Below are 11,826 nucleotides of genomic sequence, written 5' to 3'. Positions count from 1 at the left end.
GCCGACGACGGCGAGCAGCGTCGCGGCGTCGATCCCGACGACGCCCGCGCCGGCGACGGCCGTGTAGATCAGGAGGAGTATCGCGAGCGTCGACCCCCGTTCGACCGCGTCGGTCGACAGCGCGTCGGTCGGAACGGCGGCCGTGAGCAGGGCTCCGCCGCCCACGATCACGGCCAGATCCGTGAGGATCGACGCGGTGGGGACGGCGATCCGCGAGCCGACGAGCCGCGTGAGCACGAGGGGCGTCGCCGCGGGCGCGAGGAGCAGCGACGCGATCGAACTGACCGTCGCCAGTTGCACGTCGCCGCGCGCGAGCCGCGTCCAGATTATCGCGCTTCCCGCGGTCGTCGGCACCGAGAGCGCGATCGCGAACCCGAGGACGGCGCCGGTTCCGGCCGCGTCCGCGAACGCGAACTCGACGAGGCGTATCCCCCCGAGCGGCAACACGACGTACGAGAGACAGAGCGAGAGGGCGACCACCGCGGCGTACGACGAGTAGTCGATCGCCGCGAACCGGACCCCTCGGAGCGACGTGAACACGAGGAACACGACGAGCGGCGTGATCAGCGGATCGACATACGGCGACAGCCCCGGAACGAGAACGCCGACGGCGACGGCCCCGAGCACGAGGAGCACGTTCGAGAACCGCGCGACGAGGGCCCGTGTCATCTGTGGATCCGACGCAGGGTGAGGGGTTGCCGACGGGGGGTAATAAATCGGTGGTGACCGCTCGTCCCTTCAGCCACCGCGTGGCCGGCTCAGGAACCGCGTCGCTGGCGGCCGTCCGCGATACCCGCGTCGCCGGCGGTCGTCCGCGATACCCGCGTTTCGTTTCCCGTACTCCCGCCCCGGACTCACGGGGTCGTAAAAAGGGGCCGCCTGCACCGCTCCGGGTCCCCTACCGCCACTCGTCGCGCGGCACGCAGTCCGCCTCGCGGACCGTGATCCACCGCGTCGTCCGCTCGTCGGGGTCCCGCTCCCGCTCGAAGAACGTCACCTCCCCGTCTCCCGAGCCGTCGTCGGTCCGTTTGCAGACGAGCTCCGGGCGCTCGGCACGGACACGCGTCGATGACGTGGACATACGTCACGATTCGACCGCCATCATATAATAATTGTTGGTTTCGATCGATACTATTGGAAACTACGGCAGTTGTGAACGCACATTATTTCATATCCGAGTAGGATCGGCGTCCGTTCGCCTACAATCGGACGGGAACGCCGCGCTCGTCGAGGTACTTCTTCGTCTCCTCGATGGAGTAGTCGCCGAAGTGGAAGATGGAGGCGGCGAGCCCCGCGTCGGCGTTCGCCTCGGTGAACACCTCGTACATGTCCTCGGGGCTCCCGCAGCCGGAGGAGGCGATGACGGGGGTCGAGACGGCGTCGCACACCGCTTTCATCAGCGGGATGTCGTAGCCGTCCTTCGTCCCGTCCATGTCGATGGAGTTGACGAACAGCTCGCCGGCGCCGCGCTCCTCGGCCTCCTTCGCCCACGAGACGGCGTCGATGCCGGTGCCCTCGCGGCCGCCCTTCTTGGTGCACTCGAACCACACCGTCTCGCCGTCGTCGTCCTCGTAGAAGTGCTCGCCCGCGTCGTCGTGCCGCCGGCGCGCGTCGACGGAGATGACGATACACTGGCTGCCGAACGCCGCGGCGCCCTCCTCGATGAGCTCGGGACGCTCCAGGGCGCCGGTCGTGATCGACACCTTGTCAGCGCCCGCGCGGAGCGTCTCCTTGATGTCCGCCTTCGTGCGGATGCCGCCGCCGACGGTGAGCGGGATGAAACACTCGTCGGCGACCGCGTTCACCACGTCGAGCATCGTCTCGCGACCCTCGGCGCTCGCGGTGATGTCGAGGAAGACGAACTCGTCGGCGCCCGCGGCGTTGTACTTCTTCGCCAGCTCGACCGGGTCGCCGGTGTACTCCAGGTTCTCGAAGTTGACGCCCGTGTACACCGCCGCGTCCCCGTCGTCGTCGAGGTCGACGTCGATACAGGGGATGATCCGCTTCGTGAGTCCCATTCGTTACCGGCCGTAGACGACGGCGGAGGTTAAAAGGCGCGGGGTCACTCCTCCCGCTCGCGTCGGTCGTACTTCGCGACGGCGCGGTCGGCGCGCTCCGAGAGCCCGTTCGGGTTCCGAGCCGGGCTCCGGTCGCGGCCGCGGGCGACGAGCCCGTCCGACCCCCCGCCGGCGAGGCCGACGAGCACGTCGCGACCGGTCGCGGCCCACCGCGAGGGCGTCGACTCGCCGCGGACCACGTCGGCGGCCGCCCCGACCGCGTCCGTCGCGGCGTGCGAGCCGATCCGCGCCACCAGCTCCGGCCGGACGCCGTAGTTTTTTAAAAGGCGGTACGCGAGCGCCCGGTACTTCCAGCCCCACTCGCGGGCGCTGCGTCCGCCGTCGGCGGCGGTCGGGCTCGGCAGTTCCTTGGTCACCGCGAGGTCGTCGCGCCACGCGACCTCGCGGTCCATCCGCGCGAGCCGGTGGGCCGCGTCGCGCGCGCCGCCGGTCCGGAGGTACTCGTCGAAGCCGTCGAGGTCCCGGAGCGTCTCCCGCCGGAAAGCGACGTTTCCGCCCGCGAAGTAGGTCACGTCGCGGCCCCTGATCGTCCGGCGTTCGGGGCCCGCCGAGGTGTCGTCCGCGTCGGCGTCGTCGCTCTCGTCGGCGTCGGAGTTCACCGCGGCCGACCCGTCCGGGGCCGCCTCCGTCCCGCGGGACGGCTCGATCGGCGTCACCGGGCCCGTCACCGCGTCGGCGTCGGCGAGCCCGGCCCGGACGGCGTCGAGCCAGCCCTCGCCGATCCGGTTGTCGTAGTCGACCAGCGCGACCGCGTCGCCGGTCGCGACCTCGATGCCGGCGTTGCGGGCGACGTTGACCGTGCGGTCGGAGATCTCCACGAGCACGTCGACGTCGTCGCGGTCGCGAACCATCCCGGTCGTCCCGTCCGCGGAGGGGCCGTTGGCGACGACCACCTCCGCCTCGGGGGCGTGCGCCGCCAGCGCGTCGAGGCAGGCGGCCAGTCGGTCTCGCCCGTTGAGGGTCGGCACGACGACCGAGAGCTCCATACACCCGAGTATCGGGGCGAGGGATTAAAAAGGACTCCGTGCGGCGTCGACGACTGTTCTGTTTAAGCTGTCAGGCGTCCGTTTAAATAGTCAGGTAGTACACCTGCTTGCGCGCGTCCTTGAAGCTGTAGCGGGAGTCGACGAGCCCCTCCTCCTCTAAGCGGTTGAGCGCGTAGCGGACGGTCCGGTCGGGCAGGAGCGACTCATCGGCGAGCCCGCCCTGCGAGAGGGGCGAGTCGCCCTCCAGTACCTTCGCGACGAGCTTGGCGCTGGGGGGAAGTTCGCGTAAGCGATCGCGGTACTCGCTCTCTGAGAGGCGGTCCTGGTCGGCGGTCTCCGCTGGACTGGTACTCATACTACCTTCGAACCCTCTGCCTATTGGTAAAGGTTAGCTACATATTGGGGAATCCGATTGGGATAATATAATGTGTTAATATCACGTCTCGGCGTATAATTATCTCGATCGATCGTGTGGGTTTACGCCCGTCCCGTCCATACGAGTCGGCGTGATCCCCGAGTCCCACGTCGACGTCTTCGAGCGCGAATCGTTCGCTCACCTCGCGACCGTGACGCCCGACGGTACCCCGCACGTCACGCCGGTGTGGGTCGACCACGAGGACCGCGAGTACGTCCTCGTTAACACGGCTCGCGGGCGGCGAAAGGAGCGGAACATTCGGCGGAATCCGAAGGTCGGCGTCAGCGTGCTCGACCCGGACGACCCCTACCGCTACGTCTCGGTCCGCGGCGAGGCGGAACTGACCGAGGAGGGCGCGAACGAACACATCGACGAGCTCGCGCGGCGGTACTTCGACGTCGACGAGTACCCGCACCACGGCGAGGAGTCCGGGCCGCGGGTCATCGTCAGGATCTCGACCGAGACGGTTTCGACGAGCGGGTAGGGACGCCACCCGTCCCGGCGTTGTCCCCGACCGCATCCAGTACGGTTTTGTCGGTCGGGCGTGCAGTACGGACAACGTGAAGGGACAGGACTGGTACCAGGCCGACGAGGTCGCGGAAGAGTACGAGGACGTCCGGTTCTCGGGCGGCGGGGAGCTCATCGATCGGCGCGAGAAGGAGGCGGTCCTCTCGGCGCTCGGACCGATGGAGGAGGGCCACCGCGTGCTGGAGGTCGCCTGCGGCACCGGCCGGTTCACGACCATGCTGGCGGATCAGGGCGCCGATATCGTCGGGCTCGACATCTCTCGGGAGATGCTCGAACAGGGCCGCGAGAAGGCGGCCGAGGCGGGGCTGTCCGACACCGTCGAGTTCGTGCGCGGCGACGCCTCCCGGCTCCCGTTCCCGGACGACCACTTCGACACGGTGGTCGCGATGCGCTTTTTCCACCTGATGGACGACCCGGTGCCGTTCGCCCGCGAGCTGCGCCGCGTCAGCGCCGACCAGGTGTTCTTCGACACGTTCAACAGCCGCAGCCTCCGGACGCTGTACACCTGGCTGCTCCCGATGGGGTCCCGACTTTACTCCGAGCGGCAGGTCGTCGACATGCTCCGCGCGGCGGACCTCACGCTCGCCGGCGAGGAGCACGACTTCGTGCTGCCGTACGGCTTCTACCGCGAGCTCCCCGGCCCCGTTGCGAACCCCTTCCGCGTCCTCGACGAGCTCGTCGGGAACACGGTCCCGGGCGACTACGTGGCCTCCGTCTCCTACTGGGACGCCCGCGTCGCCGACGACTGACGACTCCCTCGTCGACCGCGTTCCTCATCGACCGCGTTCCTCGTCGACCGCACCGTTCCGCGGCTGCGTCTCCCGTCCATCCGGCGATGCCACTCGCCGGTTTCGGAATCGTCGCGCGCTAACGTGCGCGAATCAGTACGTGTGGATGATCTCACCGCACCGCAGGCACTCGATCGTGTCGCTTCGGAACAGCCGCTCTTTCTTCTCCGTCGGCCCGTTACACTCCGGGCAGACACCGAGGTTGCGCCCGTCCGCGACGCGCGCGGACAGATCCAAGAACCGGTTCTCCAGCTTCTCGATCTGTTCGGACTGGGCCTCGACCACGGACTCGAGCTCCTCGATCGTCTCTTCTCGCTCCTCCAGCGCCGACGAGAGCTCCTCGACGCGGTCCTCGTACGTGTCGAGCGCCTCCATATCGAGGGCCGTCGCCTCCGCCTCCGTCTCTCGCTCCGTCGTCGCTTCGGCCTCGTCGGTCGTTTCGGTCTCCGTCTCGGTCTCCTCGTTCGCCATACGGGCAGTACGGTCGCCAGAGTAGTGTCGTTTTGGGTCACCAGTAAGGTCCGTTCAGTCAACGGCGGCCGATACCGGATCGAAACCGCCGTCGCTCGGCACGCCGACGGCCACAGAACCCGTCGAACCGCAATTCGTTTCGCATATTTAAGACTGATAGAAAAACCGGCCTCGACAGGCCGGTAGCGGATACCTAACTATGCTGTGTCGAAGTTGATTGTTCCATAGACGGTACGTGTAGTTGCGTATGGATCCGACAGTACTGCAGGCAGGGTTCGACGTCCTCGGGGACGGTCGGCCCGAAACGCTGTGGCTAGGTATCGGGACGTTATTCATGCTCATCGGGACCTTCTACTTCATCGTGAAAGGCTGGGGGGTCACGGACAAGGAGGCCCGTGAGTACTACGCGATCACGATCCTCGTGCCGGGCATCGCGTCGGCCGCGTACCTGTCGATGTTCTTCGGCATCGGCCTGACCGAAGTCGAAGTCGCGGGCGAAGTGCTCGACATCTACTACGCCCGGTACGCCGACTGGCTGTTCACCACGCCGCTGCTCCTGCTCGACCTCGCGCTGCTCGCGAAGGTCGACCGGGTCAGCATCGGCACGCTGATCGGCGTCGACGCGCTGATGATCGTCACCGGCCTCATCGGCGCGCTCTCGCACACGCCGCTCGCGCGGTACTCCTGGTGGCTGTTCAGCACGATCTGCATGATCGTTGTGCTGTACTTCCTCGCCACGAGCCTCCGTAGCGCGGCCAAGGAGCGCGGCCCCGAGGTCGCGAGCACGTTCAACACGCTGACCGCGCTGGTGCTGGTCCTCTGGACCGCCTACCCGATCCTGTGGATTGTCGGTACCGAGGGCGCCGGCGTCGTCGGCCTCGGCGTCGAGACCCTCCTGTTCATGGTGCTCGACGTGACCGCGAAGGTCGGGTTCGGGTTCATCCTCCTGCGCAGCCGCGCCATCATCGGTGACACCGAGGCACCGGAGCCGTCGGCCGGCGAGGCGTCGGCCGCCGACTGAGGCACCCCCGACCCCTCGCACCGACTGTCGAATCGCCGTACCACTTTTCACACTCATACTATCCATGTCCGACGAATCAACCGAAACTGTCGCCGTACTGAACACCACGTCGGTCGTTGGGATCGCCGTCTGTTTCGTCCTCGCCGTCGCCGCGCTGTTCGCGCTGCCGACGGTGCAGTCCCGCGGGGTCAGCTTCGACACCGCCTTCTGGATCGTCTCCGCGGTCGAGCTGGTCACGGCGCTCGGGATCGCCTACTTCGTGCTCAACCTCCACGAGGAGCGCGGGTAGCCCGGTCTCGGAGCGCCGTCCCCTAATGGCGGCGCCTCAGTCCTGTGGCGTGGGTGGCCGTTCCCCGCGCTCTTTCACCGAGGGCGCGGTCTCGGCGAGCGCGCGCTCGAAGTGGTCGACGCCGACCGCGATCGCCTCGCTCGGCCCGTCGGCGCCGCCGCCCTCGTCGACGATCGTCTCCTCGATGGCGAGCATCGCGGCCTCGCGCACCAGGGCGGCGATGTCGCCGCCGCTGTAGCCCGCGGTCCGCGCCGCCAACGCGTCGAGGTCGACCGCCGCGGTCGTCGGCGTGTTCCGCGTGTGGATCGCGAGGATCTCCCGCCGGGCCGCCTCGTCCGGCAGCGGCGTCTCGACGGCCTTCTCGATCCGACCCGGGCGCAACAGCGCCTCGTCGATCGAGTCGGGGCGGTTGGTCGCCGCGACGACGACCACGTCGGTCAGGGGTTCGAGCCCGTCGAGCTCCGTCAGCAGCTGGGAGACGACGCGCTCGCCGGCGCCCGTGTCGTCGCCGCTCCGCTTCGGGGAGATGGCGTCGACCTCGTCGAAGAAGACGACCGCGGGGGCGTTCTCCCGCGCCGTCGCGAACAGGTCCCGCACCGCCCGCTCGCTCGCGCCGACGTACCGGTTCAACAGCTCCGGACCGTTCACCGAGATGAAGTTCGCGTCGCTGAGGCTGGCGGCGGCCCGCGCGAGCAGGGTCTTCCCGGTGCCGGGGGGGCCGTACAGCAGCACGCCCGAGGGCGGCTCGATGCCGGCGCGCTCGAAGCGGCCGGCGTACTCTAAGGGCCAGTACACCGCCCGCACGATCTCGCGTTTCGCCGCCTCCAGCCCGCCGACCTCGTCCCACGAGACGGACGGGAACTCGACGGCGACGTCCCGGAGCCCGCCGGGGTCGATCGACTCCATCGCTCGGTCGAGGTCGGCCTGCCGGACCGCGGTCCGGCCCTCGCGGCGCACCGCCCGCTCCAACGCGGCGTCGACGAGCACGGCGATGTCGGCGAGGACGAATCCGTTTATTCGGGTCGCCGTCTCCGCGAAGTCGACGTCCATCGCGAGCGGGACGTCGCGCGCGACGCTCTCTAACGCCGCCTCCCGGTCCTCAACGCTCAGCGGTGCGAGCTCGACTTCGCGGTCGAACCGCCCGCCGCGCCGCAGCGCCTCGGGGACGCGCTCGGCGTCCGTCGTCACCCCGACGACGACGGTCCCGTCCGCGGCCCGCAGCTCGTCGAGCGTCTCGCGGAGCCGGTCGCCGAGCGTCGCGGCGGCGCCGTCGTCGCCGAGCACCTCGAGGTCGTCGAGCAGGACCACCGCCCGGTCGGCGTCGCTCGCGGCCTCGACGACGCGGTCGAGCCGCCGCTCGCGGTCGCCGGCGCTCTCGCCGCGCAGCCGCGCGGCCGAGGCCGTGACGAGGGTCGCGTCGACCGCGGCCGCGACGGCCTCGACGAGCGTCGTCTTGCCGGCCCCGCGCGGCCCCCGAAGGAGGAGCCCGAGCGTCGTCGGCCGGCCGGCCGCCGCGAACGACTCCCGGCCGTCGAGCCGGGTCGCGGCCGCCTCGCGGAGCTCGCGGAACGTCGCCGCGGGCACGACGCTGTCGCCGTCGGGGAGGTCGGGCTCGCTCACCACCGCCCCGGTCCCCTCGTCGGTCGTGACGTCGATCTCGGTCCCCTCCCCGACGATCCCGGGCGAGGACGGCGCCACGTCCTCGACGACGAACGTGAGCGTCAGCGCGCCGCCGAGCAGGGTCGCCTCCACCGCGTCGTCGACGGAGACGGCGGTCCCGTCGAGGCGCCGCCGGAGGGCGGCCGCCGCGCGGGCGAGGTCCATCGACTCGTCGAGCCGCAGGGTGACGGCCGACGCCGTCCCGGCGTCGGCGGGCTCGACCGTCACCGAGTCGCCGAGCTCGGCGTCCGCGTTCCGGCGGATCGGCTCGGGGAGGCAGGCCCCGCCGGGGTCGCCGTCGACCCGCGCCGCGACCGCGACGGTCGTCCGGCCGCCCCGGACGCTCACGGTCTCGCCGGGGTCGACGCCGAGGTCCGAAAGCACCGACGCGGAGAGCCCGACCCGGCGGTCACCGACCGACTCGGGGGCGTTCGCGACCGGCAGTCGAACGCTCATGTGGGGCATGGTCGTGGGGGAATCCGCTCGTCGGCGACGCTCGTCGACTCCATGGGATCCGCTACGCGCGGATCGCACTAAGAAGCCACGACGACACGCGAGAGAATCCGCGACGGGCCGTGCGTCGTCAACCGCCGTTTCGTCTCGTCGTCACGCCGACTCCTCGACGACCTCGCCGACCGCGAAGTTGGACTTGACCTCCGTGATCTCGATCTTCACGCGCTCGCCGACCTCCGTGTCGGGGACGATGATCACGTAGCCGCGCTCGACGCGGGCGATCCCGTCGCCCTGCTTGCCGAGGTCCTCGATCTCGACGTATCGCATCTCGCCCGGCTCGACCGGTGGCTGGGGCCCGTCGTCGGCGCGGGACGCGGAGACGTCGGTGTCGCCCCCGGTCTCGTCGTCGGCCTCGGCCGCCGAGCGGGAGATGAGCGCGACCCGATACGTCTCGCCGGGCTCCAGCGATCCGGTCTCGATCTCGCGGCCCGGGACGTCGACGACGTACTCGCCGTCCTCCTCGCGAACGTCGGTGCTGAACAGACAGAGGAGCTTCTCTGAGATCTCCATAGTAGAGTTCACCGGTAAGTGGCGACGGACCAGTATAGTTGTACCGCCGCCTCCTCGTCGGGCGGGACGGCGCTCGCGGAGCGCCCCGTGGAGCCGGGGACTCACCCGTCGAGTAGCGCCTCGACCAGCGCCGCCTCGGCCTTGCGCAAGTGCGCTCCCGCCGTCGACGAGGAACAGCCGAGCGCCTCGGCGACGTCGGCCACCGATCCCGTCCGAGGCACGTCGTAGTACCCGACGCGGCGCGCGGCGCGGAGGGCCTCTCGCTGGCGCTCCGTGAGCTCGACGCCGGCCAGCCGGCGACCGCCGCCGTACGAGCCGATCCGGTCGATATCGACGTCGATCGGGTCCGGCACGGCGGCGAAGACGTCCCGCAGTTGGTCGGGCGGGCCGATCAGCCCGAACGACAGTCGGCCCCCGGACCGGTACACGATCGGCGGCACGGAGAGGAACTCCGTGTCGACGAACGCGCCGAGGAACGCCTCCAGCGGTCCACCGAGCCGTTCGTACGCCTTGAGGTAGAAGGCGCCGTCGCCCGGGGCCGTCTCGAACCGGTCGATGGAGTCGACCTCCCGGAGCCGGTCGAGATACGGCTCTCGGGGTGCGAGGACGCGGAACAGCGTGACGAGCGTCTCGTCGGGGAGCCGCCGCCACGTCAACAGCTCTGTCCGCCAGCCGTCCCCCTCGTCGAGGTACCCGTGCATCGGATGCCGGACCGACGGCGGAAACGCGAACTGCACGCGAACGTATCGCATGGTAGTTATCACGACGTCCGACCGCTTGACATTTAAAAATACACGGATGAATCCGTGCGAAACGTCAGCGGTTCGCCGCGTCGATCGATCCGTATGGGCGAGACGACACGATCCGCCGGCGACGTCTCGGACGGTACCGATGCGACTTCTCCCGGCGACGCCTCGGACAGTACCGACGCGACCGACGGCGCCGAAACGGGTGTCGCGCCTCCCGACCCCGGCGGGCTCCCGGTCCTCGGAAACGTTCACGAGCTCGCGCGCGACGCGCTCGGGTTCTACGAACGCCGGGCCGCCGAACACGGCGGCGTCGTCCGGTACGACGTGTTCGGCACGGAGAGTTACCTCGTGACCGATCCCGACGCGATCGCGTCGATCCTCGTCGAGGACCACGACCGGTTCGTGAAAGGCGAGATGCCCCGCGAGCGGCTCGGCGGCCTCCTCGGCGACGGGCTGTTCCTCGCCGAGGGGGAGGCGTGGCGCGAGCAGCGGGCGGCCATGCGCTCGGCGTTCTTCCGCGAACGGGTGGCCGCGTACGGGGACGCGATGGTCGAGCACGCCCGCCGGACGGCTGCCTCGTGGGACGACGGCGACGTCGTCGACGTCCACGGCGCCGCGACCGACTACGCGTTCGCCGTCCTCGCCGAGAGCCTGCTCGGGAGCGACGTCGAGCGCGAGCGCGACACCGTCCGGGCGGCCGCCGAGAGCGTCACGGAGCGGTTCGACACGGGCCGGATCGCCTCCTTCCTCCCGGCGTGGCTCCCGCTCCCGACGAACCGGCGCTACCGGCGGCGGCTCGGAGCGCTCCGGGAGACGGTCCGCGACCTCGTCGCCGAGCGCCGCGCGGCCGGCCCGCCCGCGGACCCGGGCGCCGCGGACGACCTCCTCGGTACGCTCGTCGCGGCCGCGGAGCTCGGGGCGATCGACGACGACCAGCTCGTCGACAACGCGGTGACGTTCCTGTTCGCCGGCCACGAGACGAGCGCGCTCGGCCTGACGTACACGCTCTACTGTCTCGCCCGGCGCCCCGAGTTCCAAGAGCGGGTCCACGCGGAGATCTCGGCGCTCGACGCCGACCCGACGCCGGCGGACGTCCGGGAATGCCCGGCGCTGACCGCGGCGGTGGACGAGGCGCTCCGGCTGTACCCGCCCGTCCACTCCTTCTTCAGAGAGCCGACCGAGCCGGTGACCCTCGGCGGCTACCGCGTCCCGGCCGGCGTCGTGCTCACGCTCTCGCCGTGGGCGGTCCACCGCGACGAGCGGTGGTGGGACGACCCCGAAACGTATCGACCCGAGCGGTGGCTCCGGGAGGTCGGCGGCGGCGAGGCCGCCAGCGATGGGCGTGACAGCGACGAGGCCGACGCTACTGAGACCGTTCGCGGCGACGAGGGCGCCGGCCCGGCGGTCGGCGACCGCCCCGAGTACGCCTACTTCCCGTTCGGCGGCGGCCCGCGCCACTGTATCGGGATGCGCTTCGCGAGACAGGAGCTCCGGCTCGCGACCGCGACGCTGCTCCGGCGACTGCGGTTCGAACCGGTGACGACGGAGCTGTCGCTGCGGGCGAGCGCGAACACGCGACCGACGCACCCGGTGCGACTGCGCGTCCACGTGAGAGAGGGGTGGGACGCGGCCGCCCGGCGTGGCGACGGGTGGCGGAGCGTCGGCCGCAAAACCGGACGCGCCGATCACGGAGACGGAGGCACCGATCACGGAAACGGAGGCGCTGATCGCGGAAACGGAGGCGCTGATCGCGACGCTCGAAACGGCACTCGCCCGCCGTCGGCTCGGGACTGACCCTCGCTACCGAACACCACATAGC

14 protein-coding genes are annotated in these 11,826 nt (G+C 70.2%); 5 read left to right on the top strand and 9 right to left on the bottom strand.

Translation table 11 applies throughout. From position 1 onward, the window contains the following. The 5 genes from B4V06_RS18255 to B4V06_RS18235 form a co-directional block, all read right to left on the bottom strand. The coding region (locus B4V06_RS18255) for a bile acid:sodium symporter (protein ID WP_498170994.1) at positions 1–669 on the bottom strand (669 nt) is incomplete at its 3' end. A 229-nt stretch (positions 670–898) separates the two neighbouring features. After that, positions 899–1,081, bottom strand: coding sequence for a DUF7511 domain-containing protein (locus tag B4V06_RS18250; protein WP_123114137.1), 183 nt, complete (start codon positions 1,079–1,081; stop codon positions 899–901). Between the two features lie 118 nt (positions 1,082–1,199). After that, positions 1,200–2,018 (bottom strand): imidazole glycerol phosphate synthase subunit HisF, encoded by an 819-nt coding sequence (hisF, locus tag B4V06_RS18245; RefSeq protein WP_498170992.1) that lies wholly within the window; start codon positions 2,016–2,018, stop codon positions 1,200–1,202. 44 nt (positions 2,019–2,062) lie between these two features. Then, complete coding sequence (locus B4V06_RS18240; RefSeq protein ID WP_123114139.1) at positions 2,063–3,064, bottom strand: glycosyltransferase; 1,002 nt, start codon at positions 3,062–3,064, stop codon at positions 2,063–2,065. Positions 3,065–3,146: 82 nt separating this feature from the next. Continuing rightward, positions 3,147–3,419: a helix-turn-helix domain-containing protein gene (locus tag B4V06_RS18235; protein WP_123114140.1), complete on the bottom strand. Its 273-nt coding sequence runs from the start codon at positions 3,417–3,419 to the stop codon at positions 3,147–3,149. A 151-nt stretch (positions 3,420–3,570) separates the two neighbouring features. Here B4V06_RS18235 and B4V06_RS18230 point away from each other — a divergent pair, with 151 nt between their 5' ends. Then, a complete protein-coding gene (locus tag B4V06_RS18230) occupies positions 3,571–3,963 on the top strand; it encodes a PPOX class F420-dependent oxidoreductase (protein ID WP_123114141.1) in 393 nt (130 codons plus the stop codon). Positions 3,964–4,039: 76 nt separating this feature from the next. After that, complete coding sequence (locus B4V06_RS18225; protein ID WP_123114142.1) at positions 4,040–4,756, top strand: class I SAM-dependent methyltransferase; 717 nt, start codon at positions 4,040–4,042, stop codon at positions 4,754–4,756. A 132-nt stretch (positions 4,757–4,888) separates the two neighbouring features. Here the strand turns inward: B4V06_RS18225 and B4V06_RS18220 are convergent, their stop codons facing one another. Continuing rightward, positions 4,889–5,266 carry a hypothetical protein gene (locus tag B4V06_RS18220; protein WP_123114143.1) on the bottom strand — a complete coding sequence of 126 codons (378 nt, stop codon included), beginning with the start codon at positions 5,264–5,266 and terminating at the stop codon, positions 4,889–4,891. Between the two features lie 247 nt (positions 5,267–5,513). On the opposite strand from B4V06_RS18220, the gene B4V06_RS18215 reads away from it, so the two are divergent. Both B4V06_RS18215 and B4V06_RS18210 read left to right on the top strand, forming a co-directional pair. Continuing rightward, the gene (locus B4V06_RS18215) at positions 5,514–6,287 is read left to right on the top strand and encodes a bacteriorhodopsin (protein WP_123114144.1); all 774 of its coding nucleotides are present in this window, start codon (positions 5,514–5,516) and stop codon (positions 6,285–6,287) included. 64 nt (positions 6,288–6,351) lie between these two features. Next, positions 6,352–6,576: a hypothetical protein gene (locus tag B4V06_RS18210; RefSeq protein ID WP_123114145.1), complete on the top strand. Its 225-nt coding sequence runs from the start codon at positions 6,352–6,354 to the stop codon at positions 6,574–6,576. 36 nt (positions 6,577–6,612) lie between these two features. Here B4V06_RS18210 and B4V06_RS18205 read toward each other — a convergent pair whose 3' ends face one another. The 3 genes from B4V06_RS18205 to B4V06_RS18195 form a co-directional block, all read right to left on the bottom strand. Then, a complete protein-coding gene (locus B4V06_RS18205; RefSeq protein ID WP_498170988.1) occupies positions 6,613–8,691 on the bottom strand; it encodes an AAA family ATPase in 2,079 nt (692 codons plus the stop codon). Between the two features lie 150 nt (positions 8,692–8,841). Beyond that, positions 8,842–9,258 carry a TRAM domain-containing protein gene (locus tag B4V06_RS18200; RefSeq protein ID WP_498170986.1) on the bottom strand — a complete coding sequence of 139 codons (417 nt, stop codon included), beginning with the start codon at positions 9,256–9,258 and terminating at the stop codon, positions 8,842–8,844. Between the two features lie 101 nt (positions 9,259–9,359). Then, complete coding sequence (locus B4V06_RS18195; RefSeq protein ID WP_123114148.1) at positions 9,360–10,010, bottom strand: helix-turn-helix domain-containing protein; 651 nt, start codon at positions 10,008–10,010, stop codon at positions 9,360–9,362. A gap of 93 nt (positions 10,011–10,103) precedes the next feature. Between B4V06_RS18195 and B4V06_RS18190 the strand changes: the two genes are divergently transcribed. After that, positions 10,104–11,801 (top strand): cytochrome P450, encoded by a 1,698-nt coding sequence (locus B4V06_RS18190; RefSeq protein WP_498170983.1) that lies wholly within the window; start codon positions 10,104–10,106, stop codon positions 11,799–11,801. The last annotated feature ends 25 nt before the right edge of the window (positions 11,802–11,826 follow it).

The sequence above is a fragment of the Halorubrum sp. B53 genome (assembly GCF_059752395.1).
Note: the sequence above shows the minus strand (reverse complement) of the source record. Positions and strands in the feature narration are given on the sequence as shown.